This is a genomic window from Deefgea piscis (assembly GCF_019665785.1).
In the GTDB taxonomy this organism is placed as follows: Bacteria; Pseudomonadota; Gammaproteobacteria; order Burkholderiales; family Chitinibacteraceae; genus Deefgea.
Genome location: NZ_CP081149.1, coordinates 3,156,458 through 3,171,459, shown reverse-complemented (window position 1 = coordinate 3,171,459; position 15,002 = coordinate 3,156,458). Strand labels below are relative to the sequence as shown.

13 protein-coding genes and 1 pseudogene are annotated in these 15,002 nt (G+C 47.5%); 13 read left to right on the top strand and 1 reads right to left on the bottom strand.

Annotation, left to right across the window (positions count from 1 at the left end):
- Positions 1 to 120: 120 nt before the first annotated feature.
- Positions 121 to 1,125 (top strand): type I glyceraldehyde-3-phosphate dehydrogenase, encoded by a 1,005-nt coding sequence (gene gap, locus K4H25_RS14745; RefSeq protein ID WP_221021172.1) that lies wholly within the window; start codon positions 121 to 123, stop codon positions 1,123 to 1,125.
- An 80-nt stretch (positions 1,126 to 1,205) separates the two neighbouring features.
- On the opposite strand, the gene K4H25_RS14740 is transcribed toward gap, so the two are convergent.
- Positions 1,206 to 1,442 (bottom strand): hypothetical protein, encoded by a 237-nt coding sequence (locus K4H25_RS14740; RefSeq protein WP_221021171.1) that lies wholly within the window; start codon positions 1,440 to 1,442, stop codon positions 1,206 to 1,208.
- A gap of 184 nt (positions 1,443 to 1,626) precedes the next feature.
- Between K4H25_RS14740 and K4H25_RS14735 the strand changes: the two genes are divergently transcribed.
- From K4H25_RS14735 to mltG, 12 genes and pseudogenes are all read left to right on the top strand, one after another.
- Positions 1,627 to 2,736: a porin gene (locus tag K4H25_RS14735; RefSeq protein WP_221021170.1), complete on the top strand. Its 1,110-nt coding sequence runs from the start codon at positions 1,627 to 1,629 to the stop codon at positions 2,734 to 2,736.
- 230 nt (positions 2,737 to 2,966) lie between these two features.
- Positions 2,967 to 4,037 (top strand): porin, encoded by a 1,071-nt coding sequence (locus K4H25_RS14730; protein WP_221021169.1) that lies wholly within the window; start codon positions 2,967 to 2,969, stop codon positions 4,035 to 4,037.
- A gap of 465 nt (positions 4,038 to 4,502) precedes the next feature.
- Complete coding sequence (locus K4H25_RS14725) at positions 4,503 to 5,588, top strand: porin (protein WP_221021168.1); 1,086 nt, start codon at positions 4,503 to 4,505, stop codon at positions 5,586 to 5,588.
- Positions 5,589 to 5,747: 159 nt separating this feature from the next.
- Positions 5,748 to 6,851: a chorismate synthase gene (aroC, locus tag K4H25_RS14720; protein ID WP_221021167.1), complete on the top strand. Its 1,104-nt coding sequence runs from the start codon at positions 5,748 to 5,750 to the stop codon at positions 6,849 to 6,851.
- Entirely contained in the window at positions 6,848 to 7,489 is a 642-nt protein-coding gene (locus tag K4H25_RS14715) for a DUF4136 domain-containing protein (RefSeq protein WP_221021166.1), read from the top strand. Before aroC ends, K4H25_RS14715 begins: the two co-directional genes overlap by 4 nt.
- Positions 7,490 to 7,657: 168 nt before the next feature.
- The gene (gene hpnD / locus K4H25_RS14710; protein ID WP_221021165.1) at positions 7,658 to 8,494 is read left to right on the top strand and encodes a presqualene diphosphate synthase HpnD; all 837 of its coding nucleotides are present in this window, start codon (positions 7,658 to 7,660) and stop codon (positions 8,492 to 8,494) included.
- Positions 8,495 to 8,705: 211 nt separating this feature from the next.
- Positions 8,706 to 8,858: pseudogene (locus tag K4H25_RS17160) on the top strand (endonuclease domain-containing protein); the annotation flags it as partial.
- Positions 8,859 to 9,071: 213 nt separating this feature from the next.
- Positions 9,072 to 9,308, top strand: a complete 237-nt coding sequence (locus K4H25_RS17155) for a DUF559 domain-containing protein (protein ID WP_374706349.1) — start codon at positions 9,072 to 9,074, stop codon at positions 9,306 to 9,308.
- Complete coding sequence (gene hpnE, locus K4H25_RS14695; protein WP_221021163.1) at positions 9,305 to 10,624, top strand: hydroxysqualene dehydroxylase HpnE; 1,320 nt, start codon at positions 9,305 to 9,307, stop codon at positions 10,622 to 10,624. Before K4H25_RS17155 ends, hpnE begins: the two co-directional genes overlap by 4 nt.
- A 213-nt stretch (positions 10,625 to 10,837) precedes the next feature.
- The gene (locus K4H25_RS14690; RefSeq protein WP_221021162.1) at positions 10,838 to 11,599 is read left to right on the top strand and encodes an SDR family NAD(P)-dependent oxidoreductase; all 762 of its coding nucleotides are present in this window, start codon (positions 10,838 to 10,840) and stop codon (positions 11,597 to 11,599) included.
- 302 nt (positions 11,600 to 11,901) lie between these two features.
- The gene (yoaA, locus tag K4H25_RS14685; RefSeq protein ID WP_221021161.1) at positions 11,902 to 13,887 is read left to right on the top strand and encodes a DNA repair helicase YoaA; all 1,986 of its coding nucleotides are present in this window, start codon (positions 11,902 to 11,904) and stop codon (positions 13,885 to 13,887) included.
- Between the two features lie 71 nt (positions 13,888 to 13,958).
- Positions 13,959 to 14,969: an endolytic transglycosylase MltG gene (gene mltG, locus K4H25_RS14680; RefSeq protein ID WP_255587729.1), complete on the top strand. Its 1,011-nt coding sequence runs from the start codon at positions 13,959 to 13,961 to the stop codon at positions 14,967 to 14,969.
- Positions 14,970 to 15,002: the final 33 nt, after the last annotated feature.

The window sequence follows — 15,002 nt, the reverse complement described above, 5'->3', positions numbered from 1 at the left end:
TGTATTGCAGTGAGTTTGTATTTTTTGCATGGTCTTTGTCGTGGCGCAATGGCACTCCTATTCTGAATGGTGCATGCTTAGTCGTCCCGATTTATTTGATTTCTTTTCTGGAGATGATTCATGACTATTAAAGTTGGTATCAATGGTTTTGGCCGCATCGGCCGTATGGTGTTTCGCGCAGCTGTTTATGACTTTGCCAATGATATTGAAATCGTTGGTATTAACGATTTGCTTGAGCCAGACTACCTAGCTTATATGCTCAAGCACGATTCAGTGCACGGCAAATTCAAAGGTGATGTTGCGGTTGTTGATGGCCAATTGGTGGTGAATGGCAAAACAATTCGCCTGACCGCAGTCAAAGATCCTGCAGAATTGAAATGGGGCGAAATTGGCGCGGATGTTGTGGTTGAAGCAACTGGCCTCTTTTTGACGAAAGAAACCTGCGAAAAGCATTTAGCTGCTGGTGCGAAAAAAGTCATCATGTCTGCGCCGAGCAAAGACGCTACACCGATGTTTGTTTACGGCGTGAATAACGCAACGTATGCCGGTGAAGCTATTATCTCTAATGCTTCATGCACCACCAATTGCTTGGCGCCGATTGCTAAAGTCCTTAACGACAACTTCGGTATCAAACGTGGTTTGATGACCACGGTACATGCAGCAACTGCAACGCAAAAAACCGTTGATGGTCCATCAAACAAAGATTGGCGCGGTGGCCGTGGTATTTTGGAAAACATCATTCCTTCATCAACTGGCGCTGCAAAAGCCGTTGGCGTGGTAATTCCTGAAATCAAAGGCAAATTAACCGGTATGGCATTCCGTGTGCCAACTTCTGATGTGTCAGTCGTTGACTTGACGGTTGAGTTGAACAAAGAAGCCTCATACGAAGAAATCTGCGCGGCAATGAAAGCAGCGTCTGAAGGCGCAATGAAAGGTGTATTGGGTTATACCACTGATAAAGTCGTATCAACTGACTTCCGTGGCGAAGCATGCACTTCTACATTTGACGCTGATGCCGGTATTGCTTTGGATAAAACCTTCGTTAAATTGGTAGCTTGGTATGACAACGAATGGGGCTATTCAAGCAAAGTGTTGGAAATGGTTCGTGTTATGGCTGCTAAATAAGTCGTTTTAAGGTAGTGAAAAGCCAGTCAGCAATGCTGACTGGCTTTTTTTTATGGGCATACGCTGGTGTGAAGCCGAGTCTATTGATTGGCGGATGCCAGCGCTGGTGCTGTATTTTGCTGCGATTTATTACTTGCAATTGAGTTTTTGCCACTGTTTAGCAGTTTTTTAATGCGGTTTTTTTTATTTGCTGTGTATTTATTCTCTTTAATGTCTAAATTTCTGCTCCTTGCTTGTTGAGTTTGTGTTGGCTTTGAGGCTAATTTGCTTGCTAAGTCAAGCACTTGCTGTTTTGACTGGGGTACTGTCGTAAACAAATCACATTTTAGAATTAAGTTGATACAAATATTATGACAGCAGTATTTTGCGTCGCCGTGTTGTGAAGTTTTACACTGTTCAAAACTGCCTTATTGCACAGATTACGATGGAAGGCGTCTGGATAATGCCGAGCATACCTTGCATTTTGGGGTGGTTATTATCTGTTCAACAGGAGTTTTAAATATGTTCAAGCGTGTATTGATTGGTGCTTTGGTATCAACTGCCTTCGCAATGCCAGCAATGGCAGAAGTTTCTATTTCGGGTTCAGCTGAAATGGACTTCTTCTACCGTACTAACCAAGCCAATGGCAATGGTTCTTCTACTGACGGCGCTTTCGGTCAAGAAATCGCCATCATCGTTAACGTAGATGGTAAAGACAAATTAGACAGCGGTGACGTATTGAAATGGCGTCTCGCGCAAAAAGTAGCCACTGACTACCGTTATGACTCTTTCGGTCAACGTGAAGCTTGGATCGGCTACCAAGGTACTTGGGGTGAAGCACGCTTCGGTAACCAATTCTCTAACCAATACTTGCAATTAGACTGGCCATATGGCGCGCAAGGCGTGGGTAACTTGTGGGCTGACTTCGGCGCGCAAAACGTTCAATACGCTCGTGCAATCAGCTACTTCTCACCAAGCTTTGGCGGTTTTGCATTCCAAGCTCAGTATGACTTAGGTTCTGGCACTTCTGATGCTAACGCTTACGAAATCACTGCAAACTACGCCAACGGCGGCTTCCGTATGGACGCAGGTTTCTCTGAATCGAAAAACAGCAAGACTATGTCTTCTGAAGCGTTTGTATTCGGTGGCAGCAAATGGGGTAGCTCTGGCGAGTACCTAACTACTGGTGAAAACAAAGCTCGTGCTTACAATGTGGGCGCAATCTACAAGTTTGAAAGCGGCTTTGATTTAGCAGCTGGTGCTAAACGCAATGAATGGTCTGGCTATGTGAACAACGCCATCCATGCTGGTAACGGCAAAACAACTGTTGACCAATACTTGGTTCGCGCTGGTTACACTACTGGCAAGCACAACATGAACTTGGGCTTCCAACGTATTGAAGACAGCAAAACTGATGGTGCTACCGCTGATGACGGTATCAACGTAGTAAATGCTCAGTACAACTACAGCTTGTCTAAAAACTCGACTGCTTTTGTACAAGTTCGTCACCACATGTTTGACAACGCAGCTAAGACTAGCGTAATGCACGGTTCATGGCAGCTTGATGGTGCAGCTAACAACGGTAAAGACAATGCAACACGTATCTTAGTAGGTACTTGGACTGGTTTCTAATCAGCCAAACCACTGATTTATAAGTGTTTTAAACAAAAAAACGGCGCAGCAATGCGCCGTTTTTTGTTGTATCCGAGATACAGTTTGTGTTAGTGCATCGGCATGTTTTTGCTTTGCCTATGAACAGTGAGTATTCTCGAGTCTGTAAAGCAGTGGCAACAATTGTTCAGGTTGTAGCCTGCTGTTACGGTGGTTTTAACTTAACTCTCGTATCTTTTGGAGAATAATAAATGTTCAAGCGCGTTCTTATGGCTGTAGCTGTTGCTGCTGCCGTTTCTGCCCCAGCTTTTGCTGAAGTGTCTATCAACGGTTCTGCTGAGATGGACCTGTTCGTACGTACTAACCAAGCTGCTGCTCAAGGTACAACTTTGGCTGAAGAAATCGCCATCGTGGTTAACGTTGACGGCAAAGATAAATTAGACAATGGCGACACTTTGAAATGGCGCCTAGCTCAAAAAGTGGCAACTGACTGGCGTTATGACGGTTGGGGCGGTCGTGAAGCTTGGATCGGTTACGCTGGCTCTTGGGGTGAATTGCGTTTCGGTACTCAATTTACTAACGCTTACTTGACTCTTGACTGGCCTTACGGTTCTAAAGCACAAGGTAACTTGAGCGCTGACTTTGGTGCTGTAAACGACAAATGGAAAGATGCAATCACTTACTTCTCTCCAGATTTCGGTGGCTTTAACTTCACTGCTCAGTACAAAATTGGTGCAGACACTGCCGGTACGGCAACTGCTGGCAGCACTTTGACTAACGGCTATGACATTGGTGTTAATGGCGCATTTGGTCCAGTAGCTGTAAATGCTGGATGGCAACGTCAGAATGACGCTGTGTTCGGTCAATTCCCAGTCGGTGCTGGCGGTTCAGGCGATGTAACTAAATTCCGCGCTGTTGGTGATGGCGCTTCAAGCGACGTGTACTTTGTTGGTGCTCGTGGTTCAATTGGTGACTTCTCTTTGAAAGCATTGTATAAAAACAATACTTGGAAAGACGTAGGTCAAAAATTAGAAGTAAATCAATACTTGGTTGGCGGTACTTACTCTATGGGTAAAAACGCCTTCAGCTTGGGTTGGCAAGAAGTGTTGGATGGTAAATTCAACGGCAAAGATATGGACAACAGTGTTAAACAAATTTCTGCTCAATGGGATTACAGCTTGAGCAAAAATACTGGTGCATTCTTGCAAGCTCGTTACCACATGTACGGCACAGACACTCAATTGTTTAAAGTTGACGGCTCTTCTGGCTACAAAACTGATGACACCTTGCGTGTTCTGGTTGGTACTTGGACCGGCTTCTAATCGATTGATTTAATCATCGATAGATAAAAGAAAGGCAGCTTAGGCTGCCTTTTTTTATTAAATTGAATTAAATTGTTGTGCCGTATTAATGGTATGAGTTGCAAAAAAGTGTAAGAGTGGATTTGCTCGTGAAAGCAATGCCAATAAAAGCTGCAATTAATCGTATTTTTTTGTCGGCAACGCTACAGCAATAAGTAGTTCAGCTGAATGTAGAAACTAAAATTTGAAATGAATGCCGTGATATTGAATAAAAATGAATGGGTTTAAACCTAGGGTTTTCTCGAAGTGGAAAGTGTGCAACACGAGGGGCTAATTTAGGGGTACTTTTATCGGTTTGTCATATATTGGTAACTTGAAGCTGCTAATATTTAGATATAAAAAATTAAACTCATCGCTAGATTATATTGCCGAGTTAAAACAATTTTTTACTTATTTTAATATCCCTTTTAAAAGAGTTAAATCGATATGAGCAAAATCATTGCCCTTTCTATTGCTGCTGCATTGTTAGCACCATTAGCTTCTGCTGAAGTCACCATTAGCGGTAGTGTTCGTACTGCGATGGAATATCTTAGCCCTGATCAAGTAGGTGTTAAAGCCGGTTCTAAAAATGACGGCGATAATAAAACCCAATTAGCCGATCAAAGTTCACGTATCCGTGTTTCTGGTGTTGATAAACTAGATATCGGTGGCGATTTGGTTTGGGTTTTAGAAAGTCGTTTCCGTGTTGGCGATCCATACAATAAAGAGGCGGGTTCAGTATGGGGCTCGCGTGATACCTATATCGGTTATAAAGGTGATTACGGTTTTGCCCGTTTTGGTAAAATGGATAATGCCTACAAAAACCTATACAAAAACATTTCACCAACCATTGATGGCGAAATGAACGATACATCGGGTTATATGGGTGATGGCCAATTATTGCGCCGTTTAGGTGCTCGTTCAGGCTCGGTTATTTATTACGAAACACCTAATTTTAGCGGTTTTAATGCTAATGCGTCGTATACTATTGGCGAAAAAACAGCAACTTACGATGCGTCAACATATCAAATCGGTGGCTATTGGAAAAATGATATGTTTAACGTCGGTGCTTCATATTCAATGGGCAAAGACCAAACTTCTAGCTATACCTCTTCAAAAATTACCCCAGTCGGCACTGCAAATGGTTCAAGCATTAGCGGCTTTATGGTTGGTGGTAATGTTAAATACATGGACTTCGGTCTAGGTTTAACTTGGGAACAAGTTGATCGTGATGATGGCAAGCAATCACGCACTCAAGATAGTTATGCCATTGCCGGTTCATACAAATATGAAAAAATGAATTTCTTGTTGTCGTATGTACAAGCTGGTGATGTAGAAACATTAAATGATTCTGGTGCCGATCAAGTTTCGGTTGCCGCATCATATAATTTATCCAAACGCAGCAGAGTATATGCAACATATACTAAAGTGAATAACGATAAAAACGCTAATTTCACGACTGAATCAGGTTATGTATTAAACAATGGCCAAAGCGCTGATTTGTTCTCAGTGGGCGTACGTACTGATTTCTAATTGGATTTAAAGTTTTACCGCTTGAACTTGAGCCGCTCAAACAGTGTTTGGGCGGTTTTTTTTAGCCTGAATAAAACTTCCGCATACAGAGTCGGCGGCAATCCGGCAAGCGCGTGGTAAAATTGCAGTCATAAATTCATTTTGAGTTAGGGGCGGGCAATGTCAGGCAATTCTATTGGTTTATTGTTTACCGTAACGTCGTTTGGTGAGAGCCACGGCGCAGGGATTGGCTGCATTGTCGATGGTTGCCCACCGGGAATGGCGCTGTCTGAGGCAGATATTCAGTTGGAGCTTGATCGCCGTAAACCTGGCACTAGCCGCCACGTCACGCAGCGCAAAGAGCCCGATTCGGTGGAGATTTTATCCGGGGTGTATGAGGGCAAAACCACCGGTACGCCGATTGCTTTATTGATTCGTAACCAAGATCAACGCAGCCAAGATTACGGCAAAATTGTTGAGACTTTCCGCCCGGGCCACGCCGATTACACGTATTGGCATAAATATGGCATTCGCGATCCACGTGGTGGTGGCCGCTCTTCAGCACGCGAAACTGCGGTACGCGTTGCGGCGGGCGCGATTGCCAAAAAATGGCTCAAAGAGCGTTACGGTGTTGAAATTCGTGGCTATATGAGTAAGCTCGGTGAAATCGATATCCCGTTTGTGAGCTGGGATCAGGTGGCTGAAAATGCTTTTTTTGCGCCCAATAATGCCATTGTTGCTGAACTTGAAGACTATATGGATGCGATTCGCAAAGAGCGCGATTCGGTCGGCGCACAAATTTCAGTGGTCGCCGAAAACGTCCCTGTGGGTTGGGGTGAGCCGGTCTATGATCGTCTTGATGCCGATATCGCTTTTGCGATGATGAATATCAATGCTGTTAAAGGCGTTGAAATTGGCGCGGGTTTTGCCAGCATTGCCCAGCGCGGTTCAGAGCATTGTGATGAGTTGACGCCACAAGGTTTTGCTAGCAATCATGCTGGCGGTATCTTGGGGGGTATATCAACAGGGCAGGCGATTACTGTTAACTTGGCGGTTAAACCTACCTCGAGTATTGCACAAGAGCGTCGCTCGATTGATAAAGACGGCAATCCAGTGATGATGGCCACCACTGGCCGACATGACCCTTGTGTTGGCATTCGTGCTACGCCAATTGCCGAGGCGATGCTGGCCTTGGTGCTGATTGATCATGCCTTACGCCACCGGGCGCAGTGTGGTGATGTGGTGGTGAATACACCACAAATTGCGGGGAGTATCAAAGCATGAAATTACGCGGATGGAGTGCTGTGGTTGGCCTGATGTTACTGGCCGGTTGTGCCAATACTTTTGTTTCCCAAGTCTCTGTTCGCCATGATTTACCCGCATCCATGGCCGGTAAAGTGTTTGCCATTGATCGACCCAAAGCCGATGACCAAAGCTTAGCGCGCTATGACTTTGAAAACCTATTGGCGACTGAATTACGTCGGCAAGGCTTGGTACAACAAACCGACCCTAAGCTGGCCGATTGGTTAGTGCAGCTCGATTATCAAATTGATGATGGCAAAAATGCGTCTTATCAGCAGCCGATTTGGGGCACGATCGGTTACTCCGTGAGTTATCAGCGCATCAACACCGGCGGCGGCATTGCTTTTATCCCACGTTACTACCCAGAAACGGGGATTATTGGCTCGCAAACCATTAATGAAACGCTATTTACTCGCGAAGTGTTTGTCGATATTTTGGATCGTAAGGCCTTGGCAGCTGGCGATTTTGCCAAGTTGTATGAAGGACGAGCTAGAAATCGTAGCCTCAATGATGTACTCGATCCGGCGGTACCTTGGTTGATACGCAGCTTATTTTTACCTTTTCCGGGCCCTTCGGGCGTCACGCGAGAAGTGCGGCAGGTTTTGCCTGAAAGCAAATAAACTGTGCGGCCAGCGCATCAATCGCTGGCACCAGCAGAAGAAGTAGGCAGGCAAAAGTTTCCGTGCATCGTTGCTTCACCTTGTCGTGCGTATGTACTGTCTGCAGCGTTGCGCCTTGCGTGAAAACTGTTGCTCAGTGACTTAGTTATTTTTGAATTGGATTTTCTTGTGACACCAGATCAATATTGTGAAGATAAAGCCGCCAAAAGCGGCTCGAGTTTTTATTACAGCTTTCGTTTTTTAAGCCCAGAAAAACGCATCGCCATTACAGCTTTGTACGCATTTTGTCGTGAAGTGGACGACGTGGTCGACGAAATCAGTGATGAAGGCGTCGCACGGACGACCTTGGCCTGGTGGCGCAACGAAGTCGACCAAATGTACGCCGGCTCGCCGCAGCACCCGGTGACTCAGTCTTTGTGGCCAGCGGCCCAAGCCTATGATTTACCGCGTGAATTGCTGCTCGAAATTATCGACGGCATGGAAATGGATTTAAATCAGGCGCGTTATAACAGCTTTAAAGATTTGCATCTGTATTGCTACCGCGTTGCCAGCGTGGTGGGGCAATTGGCGGCGATGATTTTTGGTTTTACTGATCGTAAAACCTTAAAATACGCGCATGATTTAGGCATTGCTTTTCAGCTCACCAATATCATTCGCGACGTGGGTGAAGACGCTCGACGCGGCCGAATTTATTTACCGGTGGATGAATTGCAACGCTTTAATGTGCCCGCCGCCGACATTATGAATTACCGGGAAACGGCTGAATTTAAAGCCTTAATGAATTTCCAAATTGATCGTGCCGAGCAATATTACGATCAAGCCATCGCTTTATTACCTGCATGCGATAAAAAAAGTCAGCGTACCGGCTTGGTGATGGCGGCGATTTACCGCGCCACCTTGGCCGAAATTCGCGCCGATGGCGCGCAAAAAGTACTCAATCAACGCATCAAACTCACCCCCATTCGCAAGCTCTGGCTGGCATGGAAAACATGGTGGTTTGCTTAAAGATTTCACCCCCATCCCAACCTTCCCCCATCAAGGGGGAAGGCGCTTGTGCAGTAGCATTGGCCATAGTTATGTCGTAACTCCAATGGTTTATGGCAAAGCAATGCAAAGACGAGAGAAAACGGTTGTCGATCTATTGACGCTGCATTGATTCCCTCCCCCTTGATGGGGGAGGGTTAGGGTGGGGGTGAAATCGTTGAGTAAACACCATTTGGCTCGCTGGCAAGTTCAATTTGCAAGAGCACTTCGGCATGAGGCGACTGATGCTGAAAAATTATTGTGGCAGTATTTGCGTGCTGAGCAGATGGGCTTTAAGTTTCGCCGCCAGCAACCGATTGGTATTTATATTGTGGATTTTGTTTGCTTCGGGTCTGTTGATGTTTGGTTTGCCAGCCGCGTTTGTGCGGATTTTGGCCTGAGGCAAGGCACGAAGCGCGCAACTTAGTCATTCTAAGTCAGCGCTTTGTAACGCAGCATCACGCCAAAATCCGCCAAACCCTGCGGGCTGGGCGCTTTTCGCGGCGACTCTGCGTTGTAGCAAGCTCACATAGATTGACTATACATCGCTTACTACGCCTTGATTCGCCGCGAAAAGCACTCCAGCGCGGCGGGAAACCAAGCTTCAACAGACCCTAGAGCTCACTTGATTATTGAGCTTGATGGTGGGCAGCATATGGCGTCGCATGCAAAAGATGCGATTCGAGATCATGATTTGAATGAACAAGGATTTAAAGTTTTGCGGTATTGGAATCATCAAATTTTCACTGAAATGAATGCTGTTCGGGCTGATATTTGGCAGCACCTTTACCCATGAAAACCGTCGCCATTATTGGGGGGGGTTATGCTGGCATGGCAGCGGCGGTTGAGTTGGCGGCGGCTGGCGTGTCGGTCACAGTGTTTGAGGCTGGCAAAGTGCTCGGTGGCCGTGCGCGCCGCGTGGCGCGTAGTCATCAATCTGGGGCGAGCGCCGTGGATAATGGCCAGCATTTATTGATTGGCGGCTATAGCGAATTATTGCGTTTAATGACGCAATGCGGCGTGGATTTATCGCAAGTTTTTTTGCGCTTGCCGATGCGTTTGCAAGTTGATCCTGATTTTGTACTGGCTTGCCCAAGGTTGCCAGCGCCCTTGCATTTGGCGGTGGGTTTATTTTTGGCCAAAGGCTTATCGTGGGCTGAGCGTTGGGCCTTAATTCGTACCATTCAGCTGAGTAAATGGCGGCGGTGGCGCTTAGCGCAAGACATCAGTGTGGCGCAGTGGTTAAGTAACGAGCGGCAACCGGCCAATTTAATTGCTAAGTTTTGGTCACCATTGACCTTGGCGGCGCTCAATACACCGCTGGAATTGGCGAGCGCCCAAGTGCTGCTCAATGTATTGCGCGATAGTTTGGGCGGCGCACGGGCCGCTTCTGATTTACTGTTGCCGCGTTGCGATTTTAGTCAGTTATTTCCTGAGCCTGCAGCGCAGTATATTGAGCAGTATAGTGGGTATTTAAAGCTAGGCCATAGAGTAAAAAGTCTGTCGGTAGATACCCAAGGTTTTTTACTGGATGATGCTGAGCGATTTGACGCGGTGATTTGTGCCACGCCACCGCATCAAGCGGCAAATATTTTGCCTGCGATCCCGGCGCTCAATGCCTTAAGCGCGCAGTTGGCCGCTTGGCAATATCAGCCGATTGTGACGGTGTATTTGCAATATGCCGCCGAGATTAAGCTGGCTACGCCGATGCTCGGTTTGGCCGATGCGTATTCGCAATGGGTGTTTGATCGCGGCGTGAGTCATGGCCAGCATGGTTTGATTGCGGTGGTGATTTCTAGCGAAGGCCAGCATAGTGGTTTGAGCCATGATGAATTAGCCACCGCAGTGCAAGCTGAATTGCATCAACGCTTAGGCTTGCCCGATTTAGTGTTGCGCCAACAAGTCATTAGTGAAAAACGCGCTACGTTTGCCTGTACGCCTGACTTGCTTCGGCCTGACAATAACACTGATGTCGCGGGTTTATTTTTGGCCGGGGACTTTACCTCAGATTTAGCTGGCCAAGGTCGCGGTGAATACCCCGCGACGCTAGAAGGCGCGGTGCGTAGTGGCGTTAAAGCGGCACAGCAATGCCTGCAGTATTTGCGTCGCTAGTGTCGCACTGGCAAAGCGAGCGCCAATCCAGCGCGAACAATCCATGATGAATCCTTGATGAGTTTGTCGCTGGGACTCGTCCCCTTTTTGGTCGATTAATTGCAGCGATGAGCCGAGCTCTCAGTCTATTTTTGCAGTGCGCCGCAGGCGAATTAAGTAGCACTTTAGGTAATTACACTTCAAGCCGTTTGGCTGATGATTAGGAATAAAAAAATGGCAGATTGGAAATCAGCAAGCTTTGCAGCAGATGCATTTAAAGATCGAGTGATTCTGGTCACTGGTGCGGGTCAGGGTTTGGGCGCAATGGCCGCTATTGAGTTGGCCAAACTTGGCGCGACGATTATTTTATTGGGCCGTAACGAAAAAAAACTCAGTCGCACTTACGATGCCATCGAAGCGGCTGGCGGGCCGCAGCCAGCGGCCGTACCGCTTGATTTGGCCAAAATGGGCGAAGCTGAGCTCAATCAATTGGGCGTGCTGATCCAAAAAGAATTTGGTCGTTTAGATGGTATTTTGCATTGCGCCAATGGTTTTAATCATTTGTCGCCGCTGGCTAATCAAAAGTTGGACGAATGGGTGGATATGTTCCGCGTCAATGTGGCTGCGCCTTTTGCGATGACGCGGGCGTTGTTTCCGCTATTGCAGCAATCACCCGATGCCGCCGTATTGGTTTTGGGTGAAACCCATGCCTTTGAGCCCAATGCGTATTGGGGTGGTTTTAGCGTAACGAAAGCTGGGCAAAAAAATTGGGTTGAGATTGCCGCAGCCGAATGGGAAAACATCCCCAATGTTCGGATTAATTTACTGGTGCCCGGCCCGATTCAATCGCCATTCCGTTTGGCAACGCATCCTGCTGAATCTACTGAGAATCTACCGCTTGCCAACGATTTATTCCCTGCGATTGCTTATTTATTGGGCGGCAATAGCACCGGTCAATCTGGCGAAGTGGTGTTTTTTCAAGCAGAAAAAAATTAAAACCAACACTGAACTTTTGCCAGTAGCGGCACTCTGAATGAGGGTAGTGAGCAATGCGATATATTGTGTTGGTCTAGGTTGAATAGATCTGCGCTAATGCGATGTGTATTGTGTTTTTCATCTCTCCCTGTATTGATTGGCCCCGCCGCGTGCGGGGCTTTTTTTTTGCTGCGCTAATTTAAGTCATGCATTTGGCCTTGGCTCAGGCCAAAATCCGCGCAAACGCGGTTGGCAAACCAAACGTCAACAGACCCTAGGCGCTAGCTACGGTACAATCGATCATCCGATGTTTTGAGCTTTCCATGACTCTTGAAGAAGTTTTTGCCGATAACGGCCCGTTTGGTGCTGCTTTTCCCGGCTATAAATTGCGTCAACCGCAGCTAGAAATGGCGCAAGCGGTTGAGCGCACCATTGAAGCGCGTGGGCAATTGATTGCCGAGGCTGGCACCGGCACCGGCAAAACCTTTGCCTATTTAGTGCCGGCACTGTTGTCGGGCGGCAAAGTGATTGTTTCAACCGGCACCAAAACCTTGCAAGATCAGTTGTTTAATCGCGATGTGCCTAGCGTGCGTGATGTGCTCAAAGTACCGGCGATTATTGCGCTCTTGAAAGGGCGCTCTAATTATGTGTGTCATTACCATTTGGCGCGCGCCGAGCATGAAGGGCGCTTTATGCGCCGTGAAGACATTGCCGATTTACAAAAAGTAAAACGCTACGCCAATACCTCCGGCTCTGGCGATAAAGCCGCTTGCCCCGGGGTGGCAGAAGACGCGCCGATTTGGGCGCAAGTGACCAGCACGCGCGATAATTGCCTGGGGCAAGATTGCCCCAATCACAAAGAATGCTTTGTGCTTAAAGCACGTAAAGACGCCCAAGAAGCCGATATTGTGGTGGTGAACCATCATTTGTTTTTTGCCGATGTGTGGCTAAAAGACGAAGGTGCGGGCGAATTACTGCCGGCGTGTAATACGGTGATTTTTGACGAAGCACATCAGCTCCCCGAAGTGGCGAGTCTGTTTTTTGGCGATACGCTGACCAATGGGCAAATCATTGAGTTAGCACGCGACGCGCGCGCCGAAGCCTTAGTGGTGGCCAAAGATTTTGTCATGCTGCCCAATGCCGCCGAAGCGCTGGAAAAATCGGTCAAAGATGTGCGCTTAATTTTTAAAGACACGGTGCGTTTACCGCAGCATGAACTTAAAGAAAAATTCCCGAGCTTTTTTAGCCAGCTGGTTGAAATGACTGGGCATATTCAGCATTTAACCGAATTACTCGCCAAGCAAGCCGAGCGCGGTGAAGGGTTAGAAAAGTGCTATAAACGCGCGGCTGAAATGTTGGCCTTGCTCGAAAAATGGCAAAAATCAGATTCAGCCGAAACCGTGCATTGGCTAGACGTTACGCAGCATGGTTTTTTGCTGCATATTACGCCGCTCAATATCGCTGATTTATTCCAAAAACAAGTCAATCTTAATCCGCGCGCTTGGATTTTTGCCTCGGCGACATTGGCGGTGAATCATCACTTTACTCATTTTCAGCATGAATTAGGCTTATGGTCGGCCGAGACCGCCACATGGGATAGCCCGTTTGATTACAAACAGCAGGCCGTGCTGTATGTGCCGCAAGACATGCCTCAGCCTAATACTGCCGAATATACCCGTGCGGTGGTGGAGAAAGCTTGGCCTTTATTGCAAACCACCCAAGGCCATGCTTTTTTGCTGTTTACCTCATTACGTGCCATGCGGGAAGCGCATGAAATCTTGCTGGAAAAACTCAAAGAGGCAGGATTAGATTGGCCAGTATTTTTGCAAGGCACGGGCTCGAGAACTGAATTGCTCGATCAATTTCGTAAAGAGCCGAATGCGATTTTGGTCGCCAGCCAAACCTTTTGGGAAGGCATTGACGTGCGTGGCGAGCAATTGTCCTTGGTGGTGATTGATAAATTACCGTTTTCGCCGCCCGATGATCCGGTGCTTTCAGCCAGAATGGAGCAGCTGACCAAAGCCGGGCGCAGCCCGTTTATGGATTATCAGCTACCCAATGCCACCATTACGCTCAAGCAAGGCGCTGGGCGATTAATTCGTGATGAGAGCGACATTGGCATTTTAATGATTGCCGATTCGCGTCTAGTTGAAAAACAATACGGCAAAATGATTTGGAAAAGCCTGCCGCCGATGTATCGCTCGCGCGACTTGGCCAATGTGCAAAAATTTTATGCCGTGCAAAAACAAAAAGCGCGCACTAACGACGTCAATGGCGAAGCGAGCGCCGCCGAAAATCAAGCTAACTAATCCAAAGGTAAAACGCAGTGGCCGCACCGACACCCTACAAAAAGAAGCCCAATCTTTATCACAAGAAAGCAGTGAATAAACCCGTATCGTTTTGGGGGCGCTTGTTTGGCTTACTGATTTTTGGCTTTTTTGCGGCATTGGTGGCTGGTGGTGCATGGTTTTATAGCTGGACCCAATCAGAGCAGCCCAATCCACCGTCGCATTCGGTATTGATTGCGCCCGGTGGCGTCAATTCGGTTGCTGCGCAATTGGTCCAGCAAGGGGCAATTGACTCCGCGCCATTATTTATTTTGCTCGCGCGCATTTCAGGGCAAGACGCCAGTATTAAAGCCGGCAGCTACGTTTTAAAATCACCGATGTCGCCTTGGCAGTTACTTAAAAAATTGGCCAAAGGTGAGGTTGATTTACAAATGTTCAGCATGATTGAGGGCTGGAATTGGCGCGAACTACGCCGCGCACTCAACGCTCACCCCAATTTAAAACACGATACGGCGGGCATGAGCGATAGCGAAATTTTGGCGGCCTTAGGCATTAGCGCCACCTCGCCAGAGGGTTTATTTTTCCCCGATAGCTACCACATCGATCAAGGCAGCTCAGACCTCAAGCTATTAGCGCGCGCGCATCAATTAATGCAAACAAAACTCGATGCCGCATGGGCCAATCGTCACCCTGATTTGCCACTTAAATCGGCCTACGACGCGCTGATTTTGGCGTCCATCGTTGAGAAAGAAACCGGCAAAGCGGCCGATCGACCGCTGGTCTCGGGCGTATTTATCAATCGTTTACGTAAGGGCATGCGTTTACAGACTGATCCTACGGTGATTTATGGCGTTGGCGAAGCGTTTAAAGGCGATATCACCAAAGCGCATTTGCGTACCGATACGCCTTACAACACCTATACCCGCGCCGGATTGCCACCGACGCCGATTGCCATGGTCGGTGAAGCGGCGCTGATTGCCGCGACGCAGCCAAGCAGCACCAAGGCATTTTATTTTGTCGCCAAAGGCGATGGCTATTCAGCGTTTTCAGAGACCTTAGAACAACACAATGCAGCGGTACGGCGCTACCTATCCAACAAATAAGTTGGCGCTGTGTAAAATTGCGATTCAAATTGG